Source organism: Photorhabdus sp. CRCIA-P01, assembly GCF_003545805.1.
Taxonomy (GTDB): Bacteria; Pseudomonadota; Gammaproteobacteria; order Enterobacterales; family Enterobacteriaceae; genus Photorhabdus; species Photorhabdus antumapuensis.
In genome coordinates this window covers 1-19259 of record NZ_NMQR01000059.1, presented here as the reverse complement: position 1 = coordinate 19259, position 19259 = coordinate 1, and the positions used below count along the sequence as shown (strand labels likewise).

Here is a 19259-nt window from a genome sequence, read left to right as displayed (position 1 = left end):
ACTCTAAATTCTGCTTTTTTCTCTCCGTTATCGATAGCTATAAAATAAACTCTTTTTTAAATGATGAGTTTTGTTTTTCACTTTCATAATTATTCACCCTCACGAAAGAAAAAATTCGGTGATAGCGATGTAAGTTCATATCTGATATTTCCATATGAATAATCACAGCTAACATCATCTCTTATGACAGAATTAACGATAAAGGTTTTAACCCTAACGCCTTTATATTCACGCAAAATAACAATATCGTTTTCCTCAATCACGGGCATAAATACCGATACATCAATGCAAAGCTGATGATTTGACACAATGCAATCAAAATTTCTAGTTGTTAGATCATGATATCTAGTCATCCCATACACTCCGATAATGTTTCTGTTCCATCTCGAAAACCTCCTGACAGGAAACACAACGGGTAACACCCATAACTTTCATCCGTCGCTCTGCTGGGATTAATTCCCCACAATCTTCACATTCAAACGCAGAAACACTAACAGGGCGATTTATATGCCTTAATATTCTACGTTCTAGTATTTCATCTACATGTTGGCAAGCACGGTCGATAACATCAGACATAGTGCCACTCCTGAGCCTGACGCTCGACGTTCTCAGATTCACGTTGCAAAAGCGCTGCACTGGCCGCGTGATCCATTTTATTTTTCAGAACATGTGCAGACAACTTCGCTAAACGGAATGAAAATAAATCTGCATAATGCTTGCGTTCATCCTCCCGCACCTTTTTTATTAACTGCTCAATACCTGTAGCTTTCATTTATTAATTTCCTTGTTTTTGGTAATAAAAATCCCTGACGTGTTAGCGCCATTAAAATCAAACCGGTAATTATCTTTATTTAATTAGGCAGTGATAGATTATTCGGTAATAATGCACTCGTTGCCTTGATAAGATTTATTGCTCGTATCAAATTAGTCATTTCTTCACTGGTTAATTCATTCAATGCCAGTTCATGCCTATCAGTTGGTATACGTGCTATATAGAAAATGGCTGCTAACACGCGTTTATTATCCACATAATTTTCGCTACGTTTATCTCTCATCTCATTAATAAAGACACTTAACTCTTTATTATCAGATTTGAAATATTGTGCCCTGACTTGAGCGACTTTATTTAATCCATTAACCCGCGTTTCAAAAGATATTGAGAATGCGCGTTGTTCACTTGATTCAAATTGATATTCCGTGTTCATATAAACCTCATCGAATCAGGAACAGAATAAAATAAGCAAAAGCACATAGAACGATGGGATAGATAAATCTATCTTTTTTGGGTTTAAATGACTCACCAGTCAATTTATATTGGTGTTCTTGCTGCTCTAATGCATTCATACTAACAATACTCCAACACCTGCAACAACAGCCGAATTGAATGCAGGGTTAGAATGCAATCTTGATGAAATTGTGATACCCGCAAAAATTAATAATCTGATCGCGTTATTAACCGCCTTCTTAAACTCATCCACACGGGTATGGTTGAAATGACCTCTCGAAACAACGGCACTTGCCAGTTTTCCCACTTCAGCCGTTGCACCTAACAAATAACTCGACATATTGGAATCACAAATCTCATTCACCGGCACTGATGGTTGACACTGCAATTGCTCCAGTAATCCATCCAAAATAGATGCGTCTTGCGTTGCATCGGTTAACTTCATCAAGTCAACACAAGTCAGCATATGGGGCTGTTCAGGGTTCAGCTTGTTGCGCAGCATTTGCGGATTCATTCCGATAGCTTCCGCAATTTGAATTAAGTTTCCCCTATGAGTGTTGGCAAATGCCCGGCAAGCATGATCAAAGTGTGTATGTTTGGAAACTTGATAATCAAACATTGTTATTTACCTTTTTATTCACATAATGTGAACGTTAAGACCAAACGAGAACGATTATTGGGAAACCTAATCCTTACACCAATCCCACCAATCAATGAAAACACGCTCATTTGATTTTTTCTTAGGCTTAATTTTTAGCCTACCAGTAGCAACATAATACTTAGCTGTTCTCTTGCAAACGCCTGATAATTCACAAAATCTATCATACGTAATCCAACGTGATTGAGCTTGTATTGAATTAACAATCTGCATAGTACATATTCTCCTTTTGTGTTCCATGTTCTAAACTTTTTGTGATTGTATTACCTTGCACTTCAAAGTACTACATTGAAGTACCTTACAACCGAGATATTACGATCGCCATATAAGTACGTCAACTAAAAAAGTCCTCCTTTGGTGAAAAAATGCAACAGTACGCAAATGCAAGAGAAACGATAGATAGAATCTGTTTGGCATATAAGTTTAAATCATATAGCCAATTGGCTAATTATTTGTCGATCAGCAAGGGATCTTTAGGGAATCGTATAACAAGAGATAATTTTCCTTACGATATCGTCTTACGGTGTGCCTTAGAAACCGGAGCTTCCATTGAGTGGCTTTCATTTGGTATAGGAAACATGAACAGCACCATAGCTGAAACAGTGAAATTAACCACATTCGAGCTCGTTGATGAAAAACTCCAACAATCTAGTTCCCTCACCTTTGATAAAGACATCCTTCCTAAAAACTATGGTGATATTGAAGCAATCAAGTATGGCGAAAATATTTATTTCATTGATAGAAAACAAAAAAATACCAATGATGGAAAATGGTTAATCGAATTCTCAGGAAAATATCAATTCAAGGAATTGGAATTGATCCCCGGCAATAAAATACGTATGGATGGCGGTAAATATCCTATCGACTGCGATATAGATGATATTACTGTCCTAGGTAAAGTTATTTCTATTTATACGGCCTTATAATGTCTATCAAAAAAATTGATTCTGGTGAATGGCTCTGTGATCTACGGCCCAATGGCGTGAAGGGTAAACGTATTCGTAAGAAATTTGCAACTAAAGGCGAAGCTATTGCTTATGAGCGTTATATCTTGGGTGAAATGGAAGATAAACCCTGGATAGCAGAGAAAGAAGATAACAGAAAACTATCTGAGTTAATTTCACTCTGGCATTCACTCTATGGCCGAACACTAGCAGACCCCGCCAGATTACTGTCAAAACTGACGGCCATCTGTAATGGGCTAGGTGATCCTACTGCTAATCAGCTTACTGCCGCTGACTTTAGTAAATACAGAGAACAACGGTTAATGGGTTTATTACCTGACTCAAAAGGTAGAATCATGGCAGTGAAGCCAATCACAGTAAACCTTGAACACCGTAATTTATCGTCTGTTTTTGGTACTCTAAAAAAACTTGGGCATATTAACTATCCTAACCCATTATCAGGTTTGCCAACATTCAAGATTCAAGAAAATGAACTGGCCTTTTTATATCCTGATGAAATTATCCATTTACTGGATGCCTGCAAGGAATCCAAAAGTAAAGACTTACTTTTAATTACCAAAATCTGTTTAGCTACAGGTGCCCGCTGGAGCGAAGCGGAAGAATTAGAAGGTAATCAAGTAACCCCGCATCGAATTACATTTATCAAAACTAAAGGCAAACGTAACAGAACCGTACCTATTTCCGAATCACTATATAATCGGATTCCCAAGAAACGAGGTAAATTATTTACCCCATGCCGCAAATCTTTTGAACGGGCGGTAAAACGTGCTGGAATTGACTTGCCAGAAGGCCAATGTACTCACGTTCTACGGCACACATTCGCCAGCCATTTTATGATGAACGGAGGCAACATATTAGTATTACAACGAATTCTAGGCCATACAGACATCAAGATGACTATGATCTATGCACACTTCTCCCCTGATCATTTAGAAGACGCAATAACAAAGAACCCTCTCACACAGTTGGAGTTAGAGAACCAATAAGATCCATATTGTGTCCACTCAGTTCAAAAACCAGTGTTCTACATTGTTCCTTATTTCACTGTAATACATTGAAAAATAAAATAATTATATGTTTTATATATATCTCTAGGAAACTGTAGGAATTTCGGACGCGGGTTCAACTCCCGCCAGCTCCACCAATTTAGCAGGGACAGTGACAGGACAATAGCTTTAAAAACAGTGAGTTAGCAAAGTTGATTGGACACTGACCGGACAATGAAAGGACACAAAAGGATACGCAAAGGAGCCGCGAAGCTTTTGGAAAAACCAACCATAATTAGGTTAGTTTTTTTATGCCCGTGGCAACCAACCAACTCCTCACAGTCAGGTGTTAATACTATACTCATTAAAAGGGCCAACACCTCTCTTATAATGCGTAGTACAAAATAAAATGCCTCATCAGATCCCTGCCTCATGGGGCATTATTTATAAATCCAGCACCTGATACCACCAGCTTTTGATGCACACATGTAAATCAACTTCATATAACAATCGCCTTAGTGATCAATATTTCTGGTGTGACATATCCTAATGTTCATGGAGTCTTGTTTATGTCACTTAAGCGGTCATTTTATTTACCAATGTCACCCTATCGGCGAAATGGCTATACTATGATGTGTCGATAAACAGTTTATATTTGTGGAGTAATTTTGAAACGTATACCGCCAGAATTGTTTAAGTCTGAAATGAAACGAAAAGGCTGGACGCGCCGCGAACTGGCTATACGGTGGGGCAAATCAGAAACATGGATCAGCAAAATAGTGAATAATATAGAACGGGATCAACACTGGAATGATGCCCTCAATGGACTACCTGAAAACGAAAATCCCAGGTAAACTATAGGTCACATTTTTATTGCAGAAAGGTGACCTATAGTTCATAATTCAACATTGAGAGACTATTTTCACTGACGCAGAGCTACCGGGCGGGCACCCGATAACTCTGCTTACCACAACTAACTATATGAGGTAGTTAATTATGGCTAAACGCGATAATAAAACAATTCAGCGAATTTCCCAAGCCGAACGTTTTGGCAAAGTAGCTAAAAACGGCATTTCTTTAAAAGGAAAATGGTTACAGGAGGCGGGATTTACCTTCGGAATACCACTAAAGATCCGGGTGATGCCGGACTGTATTGTTATTACCGCCCAGAACACCCAGGAACTCTGGCAATGCCTGGAAGGACTGAGTATTGAGCCATTTAACCCCAATGCTGCTATTGACTGGATTAAGTATTATCCTGGTGGGTTGATGATTATCTAATAGACTAAAGCATAAATGGACTACACCTTTAAATGTTGGATGGTTATCCAACATTTAAAGGACGATTCAATCAGAGTAGTGCAGAAAAACCATATTTGATTAAACTTATCTAACTATTGGGGGTCGGTTCAATTGGCCCTGATTCCGTTATTCTAAGGGTTTTTCGGGCCAGTTAATATCTGACGCTGAATTAACATCAACGCGGTTCAATAATACTCTATATTTTTTTAACTCTGTTAACAGCGATTTTTCCTCATCACTCGACATCCCCAAATCTACAGCATCTTGTAACGGAGCGATCTGTTTACTTACAGTGAGCATAAATTGCTGTTTCTTATGTTTTGCTTGCTGCTGCTGTTCCCGTCTGAGCTTTATTTTATCACTTTCTGATATTATCCACTTTTCACTATCCCATTTGTGACAAACAGATGGCGCTTGTTTTGTAAGAATTGGATAACCGTCTTTATCACTGACGATAGCAAAACCGCATGATTGACCGTCAAGTAATTCATTGTGTTTTTCTGCTGTTATTTCAACACACTCTTCATGAGCTTCATTATAAAAAGCATATTCTTTTCTGGAAAAATAGACCATTTATACCCCCCAAAATAATATATGTACAACTTTGCCTGGATTCTCATCATTGTTGGGAGTACCTGCTTGATATTCAAATGTCGATAGTGTTGCATTACGTACTAATGTGTGACCAGTTGATGTATTGATACTTGACATGCTTGCAATATAGCCAAAAAGCTTATTTTTAAAAGAAATTGGATAATTTACCTTTATCCATGATTGTTGAGCTGATGGGACTTTAACCCATTGAATAATTACCCCCGTATCTCCACATTGCCACCAGCCATTTTCGGATTTTATAGCTGTATTTTGTAATGCAAGAGTACCACTTTTCTCAGGCGTTAATATATTGTAACGCCGCTGATTTTTGGGATCGTCAGAATAGATATGCAACAATTTCCCTTCAGAACCGTTAATTCCCAATACATACCCATCTTTCGATTTGAAACACAATTTAGGAAAAGGAGTTTTACTGTCAATCAGTAAACTGCCAACAGTTGCGGTTTTATTGCTAGAAATGCGCAAGAAAGTATTATCGCTCTCAGATTTAGCATAACTTCCCACATCTTCAGCATTCAAACTAATATCCCCAGCCAACGGCTTCCCGTTAATTTTCCGACTACTCGGCACGGCACTTTTCGCCAATTCTACCGTTTCCGATAAACCGATATTTTTTACAAATTCAGTTTTATTGAAGATGTCAGCGCCATTTTGATTTTTAGCGAGTTTACTATTTGCATTATCATTTACATCGGAAGCAAGTTTATGAGTTGCTGCAAGTATATTACTGTTGCCTGTCTTATCAGTAAGCTGAATAATTCCTTTTTGGGCTAATGTGGCATCGGGAATAAAATCTTGAGTTGCAAGCTCTCCCAGTCCTAAATTATTACGCGCTGTCGCTTTGTTATTAATATCAGATAAGTTATTGGCTTTCTGTAGAAATAACCCCGTTAGGATCTGCTAACAGATTTTTCCAACCGGAAGCTGATGTACTATCCGGATCTGTATTGTTATCTTCTACCCCATTCCACCAAATTTTACTTCCATCATCACTGGCAACAATAGCCCCTTTAGGATAACCATCAATGGCAGCGCTAAAATCAGTATCATACGAATACAGGCCACCAGACATTGAGTAACGTATTGCGGTAGTAATATCATTCAATATCCCGTTCATATCCTTGCCAGATGGAGGAATTCCACCAGCAGATATTGCTGTCATCGTTAACAGAGGAAAACCGCTCTGATACGTAGCTATGCCTTTCGCCAGACTGTTTTCAGTAGACTTTGTCGCAATTTCGTTATAGTTTCCATCTTTTGCGAACGGAACAGTAATAAGAGTAGGTTTTTCAGTTAATTTCATTTTTCGGTATCCTTTCGACAATAGAGACGCTGACACTGGCTGGATACGGTAGTGCTCCCGATGTTTGAACAATTGCTAATTCTGCTGTTGATAGCTGAAATTCAAATACATAACTCATCTTCATATTTCCATCATCAGTGATATATGCACGTCCGCTATCGCTAAACATATAAACAAGCATTCTGTTGATGTTTGGTATAGTGCAATCAGATATATTTGACATGGCTTTCATCATAATCAGCTTTCGATACATCTGATCTGATAGTTCAATAGTTTTTGTTTTTGACTCCCCGGCATAAAATGGTGCTTGGTCAAATGGATTTGGATCTATTGTTGTCAAAACATTCAGTAAAGCTTCACCAAAACCTATATATTTTGCATTTTCATTAACAGTCAGCCGCCTGCTGACATTCACTATTTTTCCCCACACATCCAGCCCGTAAGTATTTGCTGTGTCAATATTCCAAATCAGATCGTAAAATGTATTAATAAATTCAGTAGAGGAAACAGCAGCATTGAAACTTCGAATAAGTGAGTTGAGTTTTGGGCTAGCGGCATACTGAGCAAGAATAGTTGCTTCCACATTTTCCATTTATGAACCTACTAATTTCACGGATATATTATCAGTGTCAAGCGTTGGGATTTCATCAATACCAAAACTAATTGATGTTGAATAAGTAGTACCGTCACGGCTAAGTGTAATGCTGTAAATATCAACACTCGATGTATCTATGTTATAAACACCTGAATAATACCTACCAGCAAATAATGTAGATGCTATTCTTGCTCGTGTTCCACCATCTTCTCCGTTAAATGCTTGCGCTATAGCTGATTTAACTTGTGTTTCAATATCGGCAGGAAGGTAATCGCTATCAGCAAGTGAGACATCAACATAAACACGAATGGATGTTGGTATCACATATTTAATTTCATATTCGGGATAAGGCTGAACATAGTTTTCATCATCCACAATTTAGTGAGTTGTATTTCCGTTCGTAGGAATACCTGGAGGCTTTTTCTTCCAGATTGCTCTAGCGACATCCTCAGTCTTTCCCCCATACACAGTAATATAAATAGAGTTCGGCGCTATTCTGTATTTTGATACCCCGACTGTTTTTACTACCGAAGTATCATTTGAAATAACATATGCGTCTGCCGCGCCATTTACTTCTAATACTGCCGCATAAATGGCATGTAATGAGTTTGTCGCATTTTTAGCAACAGATTGTCTTCGACGGTATTCAAAGTTAGATCAGGTTTCCTCATCTGTGCCAGGCACACCAGCACTCGCATTACTGATACCAGACCAGCCGGGCACCGAGCTATAAATCGTGTTCAAGTCATCAATTTGGCATGCTAACGGCCCTGTTGTTGAGTTTTGGAAAACAACATCAACAGAGCCGCTGTCCGGGATCTTGGCCTCTGTTATTGAATGATATAGATACCCTTTTTTATCTTGAGCAATACTACCAATTGGAATAACTGTATTAACTAATCCAATACATGTTGCTGTTACCGTTGTTCCCGATGCTGGAATTCGATCTAAAAAATAAATTCGTCCGATAGCATCTTGAAAACGTCCGGTTGCATAATCCGGGTTAATTTGATTGACGATAGCAAGTAACTGATCGTTCTTGTCAGCAATGATAGCCGCATCACTCATTGCTATTTGACCTTGCGGTGTTGTTAAGCTGATACTCATTGCACCACCCATTGCTGTAGCCAAATCATTTAGCTACCCATTTAAAATATCAACTTCGTCGGGCACAGTTAGACCCGTCTTTGTAAAAGTTACACTTGGAACACTTGTTGTCAGTACTACAGAGTTAGTCATCAGAAATTTACCACCACTGATTGATTATTTGTGTCCGTTATTGTCATCGTACCCACAATAGTTCTTTCGTCCCCGCTTATAACTTCACAAATGGCAGACTGAACATAAGGTAACTTCATTGCTTCTTGTTGCATTTTGCTGTTAATTAATTGAATTCCGGGCCAATGACCAAGAATGCGCTGATAATAAGGAATACCTAATGTTATGTCGTACCAACACTCTCCCAAATATGTACTACAGGCACAAGCGACAGCCTGCGCTACAGAATAGGGATTATCAGTAATGGCGATATTTCCAGAATCATCTAATATCAAATCCCATGATTTGATATCAAGAAGAAATGAGCGAGTTTGCATTTTCGATCCTTATAGAAATAAAAAAACCGCAATTAAGCGGTGTAGATATGAAAAAACCCGCACTGTAGGCGGGTTTATTGATTACTACTCAAAAAATTTTAGGCGGCTTGGCGATGATTCTTACGCTTTCCTTGAAGCTCAACTTTTGGCTTATGCTCAAACATTTTTGGGGCAGCTTTTATCAACAAGTCAATAGCTCCACCCACAGCAGTATACACCTGCTGCGTATCAAATTTTTTGATATCTTTAATGGCTGCTTTCTGCTTTGACATAATGACTCCTAAGAGATTTTCTCTCCAATAGCTCCGAGCCCATAAGGGGTATTCACATTAACAAAGTTTTTTCTTGCACAAAAAACAAACTAATACTTGTTGGTTTCCGTATGCTATCACTATAAGCTCTAGTGTCTAGTCTTTTTTTCATCAATCTTTGATTGTCCTGAATATTGTTTCAAACGTATCAATATCAGCCTCCATAATGTAACCACACTTAATCATGTTAAATCCATAGGAAACGTAATAGGAGATTACTTCTTCAACAGGCTCAATGATCCGGATATATTTACCCTGTGTAGATTTACAAAACATGTAAGCAGCCATCAGGGTAAGTTGAAACATTTTCCCATTTAAAGGGTGTTCTGCGTCAGCACGATAGAAGTTCTCTATCATATGAATCTCAAAACTTTCCTCATCAATGGAATACGTACATAAAGCTAGCCCAGAAGGAGGCCCTTGCACATTCCCACATTCTACCAGCTTTAAGCAAAATTCAAATTTATCTTCTCTGTTTCCTATCCTAGACAAACATTCATCCCAATTTAGTTCGCCGTATCCGCGAGAAAGGATTCTATAATCATCATCAGAGATATCCCCTACAGCAAGGTTAAGCTTAAGCTCATCAACAATAATCTGCATGCTATTTCTTACCACATGCCCGATCTGCTCAAGATTAAACATTCTTTATATCTCTCATTTTTAATTAGTTGATGTATCTTACAGCTTTTTGTGATTATTTCATATGCTATTTAACTCTTCTTGTCATTAAAATGTGCACTATTTAACAATGACAAGTGAGTTAACAATTAACCCTAAGCCAAGAATAGCTATATCCACCAGTATGACTAAGGTTTATAATTTACTGTTCTCTATTAATCTATGGTATGTGATTAAGTCTGGACTCTCTGAGTTAGTACCAAGAGGCAATTTACCTTATTTTATTCTCTAAACTTCAGCTAGAATAAATAATGTTGGCTCAATGTGATTAATTTTATAGTACAGAACAACTGCTTCTATCTCTTTATCAGTCAAAAGAAGCTCTTTTCCTAGTCGCACATACCATAACCTTTTCCAATTTCACAGTTCAGCATAATATTGTGACCTGTTGAAGCAATGACCGAGAAAAATAAGAATCTACCTAGGTATCACAAAGATTTCTTCATTTCTACATATTTATCATCCTTATTTACAGCTTTAACTATCTTACTCCACTTCTCATTCTCTTCTTTTTTTCTTGTATCACGCGCGGTTCACGTCTCAGTTTGGTAAAATTTATAATAATAAATCCAGATAAAAACAATGCTGTGTAAACTGTGATTAATAATTTTTTTTCTCACCACCTTCACTCCGGCTTGTTGGTTTTTGAACCTCCAGATTCTACACCACCATGAACGTGCGATGAAAGTTTAATACCATCTCCTGTAATTTCACCCTTCACTGTTACGGTTCCACCGAATGTTGCATTTCCACCGTTACCGCCACCACCTTGAATAACCGCACCATTTAATATAATAGATGGTGAGTTTATTGTGATTGAATTTGATGAAGTAATTTCCGTTGTCGGTGCGACTACGTTAATTTTATTCGGTGAGACAATATTTATCTGATTATCTACGAATTCAACATATTGTTGTGGTTCTGCGTTTAAAACTCCACCCAGATAAATTGCGTCTGAATAATTGTGTGTTCTTTTTGAACCTGGCAATGCCGGTGCTTTTGTTGCTCTGACGCTACCTGATATCACGATCACAGATAGCAATTAGACCAATATCACCAATCACTGGATTCATAATGACAGCACTGTTACCACGCTGGAGGCGAAATATTGGAACATTATAGATTATTCCATTCTCGATTTTTCTCCCGGTTCCCGTCATATTATGCACCATCGGCTTGACATCTACGGTTTTCCCATTCGATTTAATGATAAGACCCAAAGTGATAAAAACATGCTGACTGAGAAATTGCCTCATAACAAAATCAAGGGTATTCGCCTCACTACAAAAATCAGCTGGCTTTGTTGTTAATTTTGGCATTGTTTTCACCCTCCTCTTTTACTGGAGTGCTGTTAAATGATGTGTGCCACTGACCACCACCAAGCCAGGATGTGAGATAGTGCTCCACCCCTGTTATCAGATAAGTGCCGCTAGCATTCGGTAAAGAGGTTTCTATTTGTATCTTACGACCTAAAATAATTTCATTACTGAAAAGAATAGTTGCTGTTATTCCCACGCCAGTAAATATGGGATAGCCAATCAACCCATATTTGGGAGACGTAAATAACAATTTTTCAACTTTCGGTTGACCATGCGGCCAAATAGTCACTTTATCAATCCCGAAGTCAGTATCTATATCTAACGCATTTGCGGCTTGCTGGATTTGATTAACAACATTTCCAGTAAAATTAGGATTTGAGATAACACCTTTGGCGCCATAATTTTCAACCGTTAGATCGGCTTTTTTAGCCATTGCAGTAATAATATCGACAATATCCACATCTCCCGATGCAGTGAACGGTTCAACTTCCTTTGCTCTTAGGCCAAACATCACACTGGCTGTTATCGTCAGGGGAGTATCGGGTAGCACCCAACAATACCAGCGCACGAGCGATCTCTACCGATTTGCCACCACCACGCCCGCCATACGTCCAACGCCAGCGAACAGAACCTAATGTTCGGTCATATAAAACTTCTGTCGCCCAGTCACTACTAAAAGCGTACAGAACACCATCTATGATGACTGGGCTACCTGTTTTCCCTCGCGCAGTTTCTCCATGTGAGAAGCCCAGACATCAGCCGGACAATTGGCAGGAGTGACAATGCAGACCTTGCCGTAACTCAAGCCAGCAAGATCAACATTAACTTCTGTCTTATTGCTGCTCATGTCGATACCGGTAAGTTGCGCAGCGTTCTTAATGTTCGGCGCAACCTGTCCAAATTTCTTATCAGCCAGCGCTTCCTTCCCTGCACGAAACGACAATTCAGCTAAATGTCCAGCATTGAATGAAACAAATAACGCCGCTTCGTTTCTCAGTTCTCGAATGCGGGCTTTTATTTCAGATCTGCGTATCAATATGGATGATTGAGAATCAGCGCGAGCCGGAGAATAACCCGCGCATATTGCCGCCTCTTTCATCAGCATACCCGCAGCTATGTTCTGAGCAAACTGTTCGTATTGCGGCTTTAGAATCCCTGCGGTTCCCTGCGAACTTTTCAGACTCCAAGATATTACTGGTACTACTTGCTACCTGACTTTGCGCCTGGTTCGCATCAGGTTCGCACTGCGTACTTTCAACAATAGTGCGAACCCATTCCTCAGTCTTTGCCCTCTTGCGGATTGCAGCATCACTAATACCGTACTTTTTGGCAATCTCTCTGATTGAGATGAGGCCGGAACGGTAATCGCGCTCTATTCCCTCCCAGTCAGTATTTTTTGCCATTTCATTTCCTTTAGACATAAAAAAGGCCGCCTAAGCAACCGGGTGGAATTTATTTAGCTATTGGCGGGTTGATAACACTAATTCATTCATTAAACACAAATCGTTTTGAGGAAAGACTATCCAAGGCATCAATGACATCATCTTGTTTGGCATTCCCTTTTATATAATTATCAACAAGTGCAATAACATTTTCCTATTCCTTGACCACTTCAGTTCCATCAAAAAAATGCTCACAGTAAATCCAACACCCATGCGCATTGGTCATCGACCTTGTTAAAACTTCAAACTGGTTTGATAGTTCTATAGCATCTAAGTGTTTACTTCTTTCGGCTTCACCTGCGGTTAATATTTTCTTCCCAAAACTTGCTTTAGACATATCAAACCAATCAGGCATATATATGATGCTGTCTATCACTTGTATAAGTGCTTTTTTAAAATCCATTTTCACCTTTACTTTTTCCTGCTTTTTCCACGTAGTTAACGCTTTCTTTGCGTAAATAACTGCACAGAGCGTCATCAAACCAGAGAACCACGTCCCTAGCATCGCATAAAAAGCCCACCTGGCCGAATCCTGCGCTGCAATCATTGCCTCATAAGAAATAAGATCTGTATCCATATTCACCTCATCATATAAATGAGATGATTATCTAATTTACTGTTAACTCTATCAACGCCTCTCGTAAATGGCGTTTATAAAGTTAAATGATTTGTCCTAAGGAAACTATGTCATGGTTAATACAAACAGACTGCGATAACCTGCGCCGAATTGTTTCCGAATTGGAAATAGTTAGATTCAGAGTTTCCTGCTAAAAAGTCGGCATCTGTCCACTGGGCGCTCATAGCTAAATCACTACTATCGAGCACTCTGTCAGTAGAATGCTCTGAGTTAGTTACTATTCTTCATTGGTTAGCAACTATAGAGGAAATCCCTATTGTTGATTTAAATCGTTGATTTCAAGGAGCTCTATAACATGCAGATATAAAAACCACCAGCGTTAACTGATGGCTATTTGGAATCCTTCAATGGCAGAATCATTAAATTCTGTTAGTGCTAGCTACTACATTTAAGCTTAACACTCAAAAATGTATAATCATCAATAATATCTTTTTCAATCCGGCGCCTTAAGCTTGCGGAAAATGCCGATGGTAACGACATTGTCCTTTCTGAAAATTGAGGTCTTAACTCCCAATGCCTATATGCCCCATCTGACATCAAGGATAAAATTACATTATCACCATCACTTATTTCATTAATGTCTTTAACTATCACATCAAAATTTAGTGTAATATCATTAGATAAGGCTGATGTAAGAATAGTAGACAGTCTTTCTTTGTGGTTTCTTAGGTTTCTCATACTATGCTCCCCAGAGTCTAAAAGCTCTTGGTACTTAGTATGGTCTTTAGTTAATTGAACTAATTTATTTTTATTTTTAAAGTAAAGTCGGCAGTCGCCTACATGCCCTATATAAACCTTTAAATCAACTATATGGACGATTGTTAACGTGGTAGCAACACTAAAATCAAACTCATCTATCGCTTGCTTAGCCCATGAAAATGCTTTCTCGATGCTAAAATCTGGCTCTATCAACGCTTTTTGAATTGCTTGTATTGCGCATTTTGACGCTAAATCAGCTTGCTCAGTTGAACCCACTCCATCTGCTACTGCAAAGACGATATTTGAATCACTATCGATAGTTGGAGGTAAGAAATAATCTTCATTTACAACTTTACCGTTTGCAGCATCGCTAAAGCAGGACATGTCAACTATTCTATTCATGGCGTTACCTCCATAGCTTTGCAAAAATCAATTAATAATTCATCTGCGTCAGCATATCTATCTTCAAGCCAATGCGCCCTGCATTTTGAGATGATTTTTTTTAATTTATGAGTGAGGTTTTTTGAATATATGTCACTAATGACACGACCTATAGCATAAATATCAGATTGCTTAGAAAACAGCCCGCTCTCTGTTATTTCAGGAGCCCTGTAACCATCAGTTCCCATTCCATTTGGTTGAAATTTTGTTTTTACCTCAGCTCTGACATGATTTAAGTCTTTCACTAGTCCAAAGTCGCTGATTTTGTATCTTCCATCGCTGTATTTCAGAATGTTGGCTGACTTCAGATCACGATGAACATAATTATTGTCGTGTATAGTTTTAACGCCCTTAATTATCTGCCGCACCGCCATAATTTTTTCGTCCGCAGACATTCCACCTTCCATAGCTTCCAATAAATTGGCTTCAGCCTTCTCCATGATGAAATAAGGCTTATCTCCTACTGTACTAAAAAGCACTATAGGAGCTATAGAGTCGTAATTAATTGAATTTAATATATATTGTGTTTTAATTTCAACCAGAAATCGTTCTCTTAAATCAGCAATTTCCTTTATGGCTGTTTTATTATTTTCAGGTGAAGGTGAAAAATATTTTCGTGCATACTTTCGCGAATGAGTCTTCCTTAAATTGTACACATTAACTTCATACACTTCACCGAAACCACCACGCCCGAGACTCTTTAGATCCTCAATAAAATAATTACCACATCGATCCACACTAAGTCCTCTGATAAGAAGCTACGGAATTATAAGAGTCATTCTCATCCTGAACTATAACTAATCAGGAAAAATAATATTTACAAATTCTGACCTTATCATACTAGCCTTAGTGGATGTGGAAAATAATTAATTGATTTTTCAATATTTCATTTCGTCACCTTAAACATTCAGTCTTCACATAACCCTGCAAATAGCTTAATTTTGCCCGGTCGTTGATGATGCTTGCCCGGATATCGAGAACAGTTGATCCAGCCTCTCCAGTGAGTTCGACGGCGGTTGCATCGCCCAAGCTGCCGGAGGCAGTGGTTGCAGACACGGGACAGGTGGCCGCGATGTGCAACCGACGACGACCAGCGGCAACATCATCACGCAGAACATCATTTTCAGATTTAGCATTAGCAAGTTCCTTCGTATGTTTCACATCCAACTCGTTCAACATCGTGATGTGAGAGTTCTGATAGTCGATAATGTCTGTGAGTTGCTGAATGTCTTCTTGCTGCTGCTTTGTAACACGTTGCTCTTTCTGTAACTCAGAGTGATAATAATACGCTGTCAATGAAATAAGGATCAACGCTAGTATCGTGTAGTAATGAAAGCTAAATTTCATAGCAACAACGCCCCAGAAACCAGTCCCATCCATCTTTACCTATCAAAGTAAAAACAAAACCAAACAGAAACAATCTTCCGGCCAACGAATGTCTATTCATCCAACCCCCAGCAAGTTAATTCCGATTCCTGGACGCGTCGCTCAACCTGACCATAACAGCCGTTTGCCTGCCCTTTGGTTTGTCGGCAATCTCGACCATCGTCAAATACCCAGCGCTTTATCTCAGCACAAGCGCCTTTCTTATCTCCGGCATTCAGCTTTCGATAAAACGTGGAAGAGAAGCATTTCGATGGGCCAATGTTATACGGGCAAAAGCTGGCAATACCTGCTATCTGAGGTTCAGTTAATGGCACCCGCACATTGCGTTTTACCCATGCGATGGACTGCTTTGCTTCTTGTGCATTGAGGTCACGGCACTGATTCGGTATTAACCTCATCCCTTGACGAATAGGAGCTCCATCAATCCGAGTCACACCTCGGCAGATTGTCCAGACTCCACCCGCATCCTGATACGTTGATAGCCGGTTACCCTCTTTCTCGTCCAAAAATTGAGACAGTATCGCCATAGCACCTGCACCAGAGAGAACCAGACCGATAACCGCAGCACTTAACTTACTGGTCTTTGTCATTGCGGCTAAACTCCCGATGCTTGTAGTACCAGTTGACCCCAAAGGTACCAACAGTGCAGATAATGCCAATAATGATGGCCCAGTCGTTCAGCGACAGAGCGCCAAGCATTGCTGTAAATGCGCCCCAAGTGTATGCAATGGGGCTGGTGTATTTGTCCATACGCATACTTCCATCCCACTGATGGAGTGATCATTTAGTTAATTTAATTATTTGGGCTGATTTGCCCGGTATTGATTTAAAAGACTTAATAAGTATCAGACTTCACTGTATTAAGAGAAGAACGTATACTTGCAACAAATTTGAATTACCTGACATACACATTTTTATGAGCTTAATTTACATACGACTATATATTAATAAAATTGTTGTTCGCAACGTCAGCACTGGTAAAGAAGTCTCTGGTACCCCCAACACTCCCTTTACTACATCTCGTTTATTACTAGGGCAAATGATACCTGCAATGTTTTTGCTTAAAAAACTAATAAAAAAAGTGAGGAAAAATACTTGGTATAACTTTTTTTTATCAAACCATCATGTGATTATTCAGCCGATGGAAATGAATGAAGGTGGACACAGTCAAGTTGAATTCAGAGCTTATATAGATCTCGCTAAGAGCATTACTTCAAGTCAAAACGTTAATCTCTGTTCACCGAGATTACTACCACTTTCTGACGATGAAATCCGCCAAATACTATCCAACAATTCATTATTTCTCCATAACAACTAATGAGAGAAACTCAAATAACCCCTCACCGCAGCGAGGTAGTTATTCATATCATCGCCCCAATTTCCTGCTTGGTTTGATTAAAGTATTCTTCTTCTAATTCTACACCCAAGACACGACGATTCAGCTTTAGTGCTGCTTTTAGTGTTGCGCCCGATCCCATAAAGAAATCTGCCACTAGATCTCCTTCTCGGCTGCTAGACTGGATAATATGTGCCATCAAATCGGCGGGCTTTTCACAAGGGTGTTTGCCAGGGTAATACTGAACAGAGGGAAACATCCATACATCGGTATAGGGAACATCAACAGTTACAGAAAACGGGCGACGCAGCAGCCCATATTCCCGACTCAATTCTTCATACTGGCGTGATAAAGTAAGATGAGATTCTACTAACTCATGATACAACCTGTTTAATTCTCCGTTCTGGTGTTTTTCTCTGGCTATCCGAGCGAACAGTACTCGCAGCTTTTGGTAATCCACTTCATTGGGTAATTGCCACTGGCTATCACTGAACCAATGACTGGCCATCTGTTTTCCCGTAGCAGCGTTAATTTCTTTTGCTGTAACACCCAACGCCTTTCGTGCATCGCGAAAATAGTCCACAAGAGGTTTAAAGACATATTGCTTAAGTTCGCGGCATTTGTGGAAATATCCATCACCTTTAGGTTGATAAGGCCCCTGATAATGTTCAGCAAATATGATCCGTTCCGTGGAAGGGAAATAAGCCCTTAAACTTTCTTTATTCTGCCTGCGCCACGGACCAGAAGGTTTTGCCCAGATAATGTGGTTAAGCACATTGAACCGTTCACGAACAAGGATTTCCGTATCAGACGCCAGACGCGAACCACAAAACATATACAAACTGCCGTTGGGTTTCAGCACACGCCAGAATTCAGTCAGTACTTCATCCAGCCATGCAAGATAAACCATTACATCCTCCCATTGTCTGTCCCAACCACACTCTTTCACCCGAAAATATGGTGGGTCAGTGGCTATCAAATCTATGCAGCTGTCTGGTAACGTTTTGATAAATCGTAGAGAGTCGTCATTAATTAATGTGATACCACTTAAATTCACAATATTTTCCATAAATCGATACTGGCTTACTCTCTGGTCAGCACAGAACAGGCAAATGGCTAGCGTCGTCAACTCCACCAGCCGTCCATTTCACCGCTTAAGAAGTTTACCCCATCAGGGGCAACGCTTGAAAAAGGTGTCGTTGTCCCGGCTTTCCATCAAGCCAGCCAGACAAAATTGAGTTAAAAGTAATTGGCAACGCGGTGTTGATAGCCCCGTCAGAGTTGAAACATCGGGAATAGAAACCCAATCATACATTGGTACTGTTTCTAAAACACATGAGGCTATTGTTGTCATATCTTCATGTTTTAGCATGATAATTTAAACCTTTGGTCAGTTAATGTGCATAGACACACATGTAACTCTGACCGATGACAACAGCAAGTCTTATCTGGATTTCAGGATCGAGTAGGAGGCAGGCTTTGACCCGCCGTCCTCTCACACCACCGTACGTACGGTTCCGTATACGGCGGTTCAGGTTATACGTTTGAGCCGTTGTATCGTGTCCGCGACTGATACCAGTCCCGCTTTATTCCACCGCCTTTTTGGCAGCGCCTGATTCATATGAGATGCCCCTGCATTCCACCACGCTCCGCGACCGTTCCACGCCGATTTACAGGCCCGGGACTCCGCTATGCCCAGTTGCATCAGTTTTCTCGCCCTCGCTGAGGGGGATTTCCACTGCCGCCACAGTATGCAGTATGCA

Annotated in this window: 31 protein-coding genes and 2 pseudogenes; 5 read left to right on the top strand and 28 right to left on the bottom strand. The window is 39.6% G+C overall.

Annotated elements, in window-relative coordinates:
- Window positions 1-89: 89 nt before the first annotated feature.
- From D3222_RS21345 to D3222_RS21320, 6 genes are all read right to left on the bottom strand, one after another.
- Window positions 90-353 carry a hypothetical protein gene (locus D3222_RS21345; protein WP_118987917.1) on the bottom strand — a complete coding sequence of 88 codons (264 nt, stop codon included), beginning with the start codon at window positions 351-353 and terminating at the stop codon, window positions 90-92.
- Complete coding sequence (locus D3222_RS21340; RefSeq protein ID WP_118987916.1) at window positions 346-576, bottom strand: TraR/DksA family transcriptional regulator; 231 nt, start codon at window positions 574-576, stop codon at window positions 346-348. Before D3222_RS21340 ends, D3222_RS21345 begins: the two co-directional genes overlap by 8 nt.
- On the bottom strand, window positions 569-772 hold the full coding sequence (locus D3222_RS21335; RefSeq protein ID WP_118987915.1) for a DUF2732 family protein: 204 nt from the start codon (window positions 770-772) through the stop codon (window positions 569-571). Before D3222_RS21335 ends, D3222_RS21340 begins: the two co-directional genes overlap by 8 nt.
- Window positions 773-851: 79 nt before the next feature.
- On the bottom strand, window positions 852-1205 hold the full coding sequence (locus D3222_RS21330; RefSeq protein ID WP_118987914.1) for a DUF5347 family protein: 354 nt from the start codon (window positions 1203-1205) through the stop codon (window positions 852-854).
- 135 nt (window positions 1206-1340) lie between these two features.
- Window positions 1341-1844, bottom strand: coding sequence for a phage regulatory CII family protein (locus D3222_RS21325; protein WP_118987913.1), 504 nt, complete (start codon window positions 1842-1844; stop codon window positions 1341-1343).
- Between the two features lie 66 nt (window positions 1845-1910).
- Window positions 1911-2096: a hypothetical protein gene (locus tag D3222_RS21320; RefSeq protein WP_118987912.1), complete on the bottom strand. Its 186-nt coding sequence runs from the start codon at window positions 2094-2096 to the stop codon at window positions 1911-1913.
- Between the two features lie 152 nt (window positions 2097-2248).
- On the opposite strand from D3222_RS21320, the gene D3222_RS21315 reads away from it, so the two are divergent.
- The 4 genes from D3222_RS21315 to D3222_RS21300 all read left to right on the top strand — a co-directional run bounded on the left by D3222_RS21315 (window position 2249) and on the right by D3222_RS21300 (window position 5115).
- Window positions 2249-2809, top strand: coding sequence for a phage repressor protein CI (locus D3222_RS21315; RefSeq protein ID WP_113041407.1), 561 nt, complete (start codon window positions 2249-2251; stop codon window positions 2807-2809).
- Entirely contained in the window at window positions 2809-3834 is a 1026-nt protein-coding gene (locus D3222_RS21310; RefSeq protein ID WP_118987911.1) for a site-specific integrase, read from the top strand. The genes D3222_RS21315 and D3222_RS21310 overlap by 1 nt, the downstream gene beginning before the upstream one ends.
- A 668-nt stretch (window positions 3835-4502) precedes the next feature.
- Window positions 4503-4688 (top strand): XRE family transcriptional regulator, encoded by a 186-nt coding sequence (locus D3222_RS21305; protein ID WP_232832612.1) that lies wholly within the window; start codon window positions 4503-4505, stop codon window positions 4686-4688.
- Between the two features lie 142 nt (window positions 4689-4830).
- Window positions 4831-5115: a SymE family type I addiction module toxin gene (locus D3222_RS21300; RefSeq protein ID WP_118987910.1), complete on the top strand. Its 285-nt coding sequence runs from the start codon at window positions 4831-4833 to the stop codon at window positions 5113-5115.
- A 147-nt stretch (window positions 5116-5262) separates the two neighbouring features.
- Here the strand turns inward: D3222_RS21300 and D3222_RS21295 are convergent, their stop codons facing one another.
- From D3222_RS21295 to D3222_RS21210, 19 genes and pseudogenes are all read right to left on the bottom strand, one after another.
- On the bottom strand, window positions 5263-5709 hold the full coding sequence (locus D3222_RS21295) for a tail fiber assembly protein (protein ID WP_118987909.1): 447 nt from the start codon (window positions 5707-5709) through the stop codon (window positions 5263-5265).
- Window positions 5710-6270 carry a gp53-like domain-containing protein gene (locus D3222_RS26220; RefSeq protein WP_232832611.1) on the bottom strand — a complete coding sequence of 187 codons (561 nt, stop codon included), beginning with the start codon at window positions 6268-6270 and terminating at the stop codon, window positions 5710-5712.
- Between the two features lie 343 nt (window positions 6271-6613).
- Entirely contained in the window at window positions 6614-7054 is a 441-nt protein-coding gene (locus tag D3222_RS21285) for a hypothetical protein (RefSeq protein ID WP_118987907.1), read from the bottom strand.
- Complete coding sequence (locus D3222_RS21280) at window positions 7041-7646, bottom strand: DUF2612 domain-containing protein (RefSeq protein WP_118987906.1); 606 nt, start codon at window positions 7644-7646, stop codon at window positions 7041-7043. The genes D3222_RS21285 and D3222_RS21280 overlap by 14 nt, the downstream gene beginning before the upstream one ends.
- Window positions 7647-8888, bottom strand: a pseudogene (locus tag D3222_RS21275) (baseplate J/gp47 family protein).
- Complete coding sequence (locus D3222_RS21270) at window positions 8888-9244, bottom strand: hypothetical protein (RefSeq protein ID WP_118987905.1); 357 nt, start codon at window positions 9242-9244, stop codon at window positions 8888-8890. The pseudogene D3222_RS21275 and the gene D3222_RS21270 overlap by 1 nt, the downstream one beginning before the upstream one ends.
- A gap of 98 nt (window positions 9245-9342) precedes the next feature.
- On the bottom strand, window positions 9343-9516 hold the full coding sequence (locus D3222_RS25195) for a hypothetical protein (protein ID WP_011147570.1): 174 nt from the start codon (window positions 9514-9516) through the stop codon (window positions 9343-9345).
- Window positions 9517-9666: 150 nt separating this feature from the next.
- Window positions 9667-10200 carry a hypothetical protein gene (locus D3222_RS21265; protein ID WP_118987904.1) on the bottom strand — a complete coding sequence of 178 codons (534 nt, stop codon included), beginning with the start codon at window positions 10198-10200 and terminating at the stop codon, window positions 9667-9669.
- 661 nt (window positions 10201-10861) lie between these two features.
- Window positions 10862-11263 carry a hypothetical protein gene (locus tag D3222_RS26865; RefSeq protein WP_339367479.1) on the bottom strand — a complete coding sequence of 134 codons (402 nt, stop codon included), beginning with the start codon at window positions 11261-11263 and terminating at the stop codon, window positions 10862-10864.
- Window positions 11250-11555 carry a hypothetical protein gene (locus tag D3222_RS26860; protein ID WP_339367478.1) on the bottom strand — a complete coding sequence of 102 codons (306 nt, stop codon included), beginning with the start codon at window positions 11553-11555 and terminating at the stop codon, window positions 11250-11252. Before D3222_RS26860 ends, D3222_RS26865 begins: the two co-directional genes overlap by 14 nt.
- Window positions 11527-12123 carry a baseplate hub protein gene (locus tag D3222_RS21255; RefSeq protein WP_198672887.1) on the bottom strand — a complete coding sequence of 199 codons (597 nt, stop codon included), beginning with the start codon at window positions 12121-12123 and terminating at the stop codon, window positions 11527-11529. The genes D3222_RS26860 and D3222_RS21255 overlap by 29 nt, the downstream gene beginning before the upstream one ends.
- 126 nt (window positions 12124-12249) lie before the next feature.
- Window positions 12250-12591: a hypothetical protein gene (locus D3222_RS21245; protein ID WP_232832610.1), complete on the bottom strand. Its 342-nt coding sequence runs from the start codon at window positions 12589-12591 to the stop codon at window positions 12250-12252.
- Between the two features lie 16 nt (window positions 12592-12607).
- Window positions 12608-12976, bottom strand: coding sequence for a hypothetical protein (locus D3222_RS21240; RefSeq protein WP_157975389.1), 369 nt, complete (start codon window positions 12974-12976; stop codon window positions 12608-12610).
- Between the two features lie 175 nt (window positions 12977-13151).
- Window positions 13152-13574, bottom strand: coding sequence for a hypothetical protein (locus D3222_RS21235; protein ID WP_118987901.1), 423 nt, complete (start codon window positions 13572-13574; stop codon window positions 13152-13154).
- Between the two features lie 435 nt (window positions 13575-14009).
- Window positions 14010-14735: a PP2C family protein-serine/threonine phosphatase gene (locus tag D3222_RS21230; RefSeq protein ID WP_046395015.1), complete on the bottom strand. Its 726-nt coding sequence runs from the start codon at window positions 14733-14735 to the stop codon at window positions 14010-14012.
- Window positions 14732-15511 carry a protein kinase domain-containing protein gene (locus D3222_RS21225; protein ID WP_118987900.1) on the bottom strand — a complete coding sequence of 260 codons (780 nt, stop codon included), beginning with the start codon at window positions 15509-15511 and terminating at the stop codon, window positions 14732-14734. Before D3222_RS21225 ends, D3222_RS21230 begins: the two co-directional genes overlap by 4 nt.
- Window positions 15512-15668: 157 nt before the next feature.
- Window positions 15669-16121, bottom strand: a complete 453-nt coding sequence (locus D3222_RS21220; protein WP_118987919.1) for a lysis protein — start codon at window positions 16119-16121, stop codon at window positions 15669-15671.
- Between the two features lie 92 nt (window positions 16122-16213).
- The gene (locus tag D3222_RS21215) at window positions 16214-16750 is read right to left on the bottom strand and encodes a lysozyme (RefSeq protein ID WP_118987899.1); all 537 of its coding nucleotides are present in this window, start codon (window positions 16748-16750) and stop codon (window positions 16214-16216) included.
- Window positions 16734-16916: a phage holin family protein gene (locus D3222_RS21210; protein ID WP_049582239.1), complete on the bottom strand. Its 183-nt coding sequence runs from the start codon at window positions 16914-16916 to the stop codon at window positions 16734-16736. Before D3222_RS21210 ends, D3222_RS21215 begins: the two co-directional genes overlap by 17 nt.
- Before the next feature lie 160 nt (window positions 16917-17076).
- Here D3222_RS21210 and D3222_RS21205 point away from each other — a divergent pair, with 160 nt between their 5' ends.
- On the top strand, window positions 17077-17478 hold the full coding sequence (locus D3222_RS21205; RefSeq protein WP_118987918.1) for a YjaA family stress response protein: 402 nt from the start codon (window positions 17077-17079) through the stop codon (window positions 17476-17478).
- A gap of 43 nt (window positions 17479-17521) precedes the next feature.
- Here D3222_RS21205 and D3222_RS21200 read toward each other — a convergent pair whose 3' ends face one another.
- The 3 genes and pseudogenes from D3222_RS21200 to D3222_RS21190 all read right to left on the bottom strand — a co-directional run.
- Entirely contained in the window at window positions 17522-18565 is a 1044-nt protein-coding gene (locus D3222_RS21200) for a DNA-methyltransferase (protein WP_198672888.1), read from the bottom strand.
- A gap of 102 nt (window positions 18566-18667) precedes the next feature.
- A complete protein-coding gene (locus tag D3222_RS21195) occupies window positions 18668-18868 on the bottom strand; it encodes a hypothetical protein (RefSeq protein WP_074524840.1) in 201 nt (66 codons plus the stop codon).
- Between the two features lie 159 nt (window positions 18869-19027).
- Window positions 19028-19259: pseudogene (locus D3222_RS21190) on the bottom strand (group II intron reverse transcriptase/maturase); the annotation flags it as partial.

Coding starts and splice junctions, on each gene's coding strand:
- D3222_RS21315 (WP_113041407.1), top strand. CDS start 2,249: ATGCAACAGTACGCAAATGCAAGAGAAACGATAGATAGAATCTGTTTG.
- D3222_RS21345 (WP_118987917.1), bottom strand. CDS start 353: ATGACTAGATATCATGATCTAACAACTAGAAATTTTGATTGCATTGTG.
- D3222_RS21340 (WP_118987916.1), bottom strand. CDS start 576: ATGTCTGATGTTATCGACCGTGCTTGCCAACATGTAGATGAAATACTA.
- D3222_RS21335 (WP_118987915.1), bottom strand. CDS start 772: ATGAAAGCTACAGGTATTGAGCAGTTAATAAAAAAGGTGCGGGAGGAT.
- D3222_RS21265 (WP_118987904.1), bottom strand. CDS start 10,200: ATGTTTAATCTTGAGCAGATCGGGCATGTGGTAAGAAATAGCATGCAG.
- D3222_RS21205 (WP_118987918.1), top strand. CDS start 17,077: ATGAGCTTAATTTACATACGACTATATATTAATAAAATTGTTGTTCGC.
- D3222_RS21295 (WP_118987909.1), bottom strand. CDS start 5,709: ATGGTCTATTTTTCCAGAAAAGAATATGCTTTTTATAATGAAGCTCAT.
- D3222_RS21210 (WP_049582239.1), bottom strand. CDS start 16,916: ATGCGTATGGACAAATACACCAGCCCCATTGCATACACTTGGGGCGCA.
- D3222_RS21240 (WP_157975389.1), bottom strand. CDS start 12,976: ATGTCTAAAGGAAATGAAATGGCAAAAAATACTGACTGGGAGGGAATA.
- D3222_RS21300 (WP_118987910.1), top strand. CDS start 4,831: ATGGCTAAACGCGATAATAAAACAATTCAGCGAATTTCCCAAGCCGAA.
- D3222_RS21285 (WP_118987907.1), bottom strand. CDS start 7,054: ATGAAATTAACTGAAAAACCTACTCTTATTACTGTTCCGTTCGCAAAA.
- D3222_RS21325 (WP_118987913.1), bottom strand. CDS start 1,844: ATGTTTGATTATCAAGTTTCCAAACATACACACTTTGATCATGCTTGC.
- D3222_RS21235 (WP_118987901.1), bottom strand. CDS start 13,574: ATGGATACAGATCTTATTTCTTATGAGGCAATGATTGCAGCGCAGGAT.
- D3222_RS21215 (WP_118987899.1), bottom strand. CDS start 16,750: ATGACAAAGACCAGTAAGTTAAGTGCTGCGGTTATCGGTCTGGTTCTC.
- D3222_RS21310 (WP_118987911.1), top strand. CDS start 2,809: ATGTCTATCAAAAAAATTGATTCTGGTGAATGGCTCTGTGATCTACGG.
- D3222_RS21195 (WP_074524840.1), bottom strand. CDS start 18,868: ATGCTAAAACATGAAGATATGACAACAATAGCCTCATGTGTTTTAGAA.
- D3222_RS25195 (WP_011147570.1), bottom strand. CDS start 9,516: ATGTCAAAGCAGAAAGCAGCCATTAAAGATATCAAAAAATTTGATACG.
- D3222_RS21280 (WP_118987906.1), bottom strand. CDS start 7,646: ATGGAAAATGTGGAAGCAACTATTCTTGCTCAGTATGCCGCTAGCCCA.
- D3222_RS21220 (WP_118987919.1), bottom strand. CDS start 16,121: ATGAAATTTAGCTTTCATTACTACACGATACTAGCGTTGATCCTTATT.
- D3222_RS21200 (WP_198672888.1), bottom strand. CDS start 18,565: ATGGAAAATATTGTGAATTTAAGTGGTATCACATTAATTAATGACGAC.
- D3222_RS21230 (WP_046395015.1), bottom strand. CDS start 14,735: ATGAATAGAATAGTTGACATGTCCTGCTTTAGCGATGCTGCAAACGGT.
- D3222_RS26860 (WP_339367478.1), bottom strand. CDS start 11,555: ATGCCAAAATTAACAACAAAGCCAGCTGATTTTTGTAGTGAGGCGAAT.
- D3222_RS21330 (WP_118987914.1), bottom strand. CDS start 1,205: ATGAACACGGAATATCAATTTGAATCAAGTGAACAACGCGCATTCTCA.
- D3222_RS21320 (WP_118987912.1), bottom strand. CDS start 2,096: ATGCAGATTGTTAATTCAATACAAGCTCAATCACGTTGGATTACGTAT.
- D3222_RS21270 (WP_118987905.1), bottom strand. CDS start 9,244: ATGCAAACTCGCTCATTTCTTCTTGATATCAAATCATGGGATTTGATA.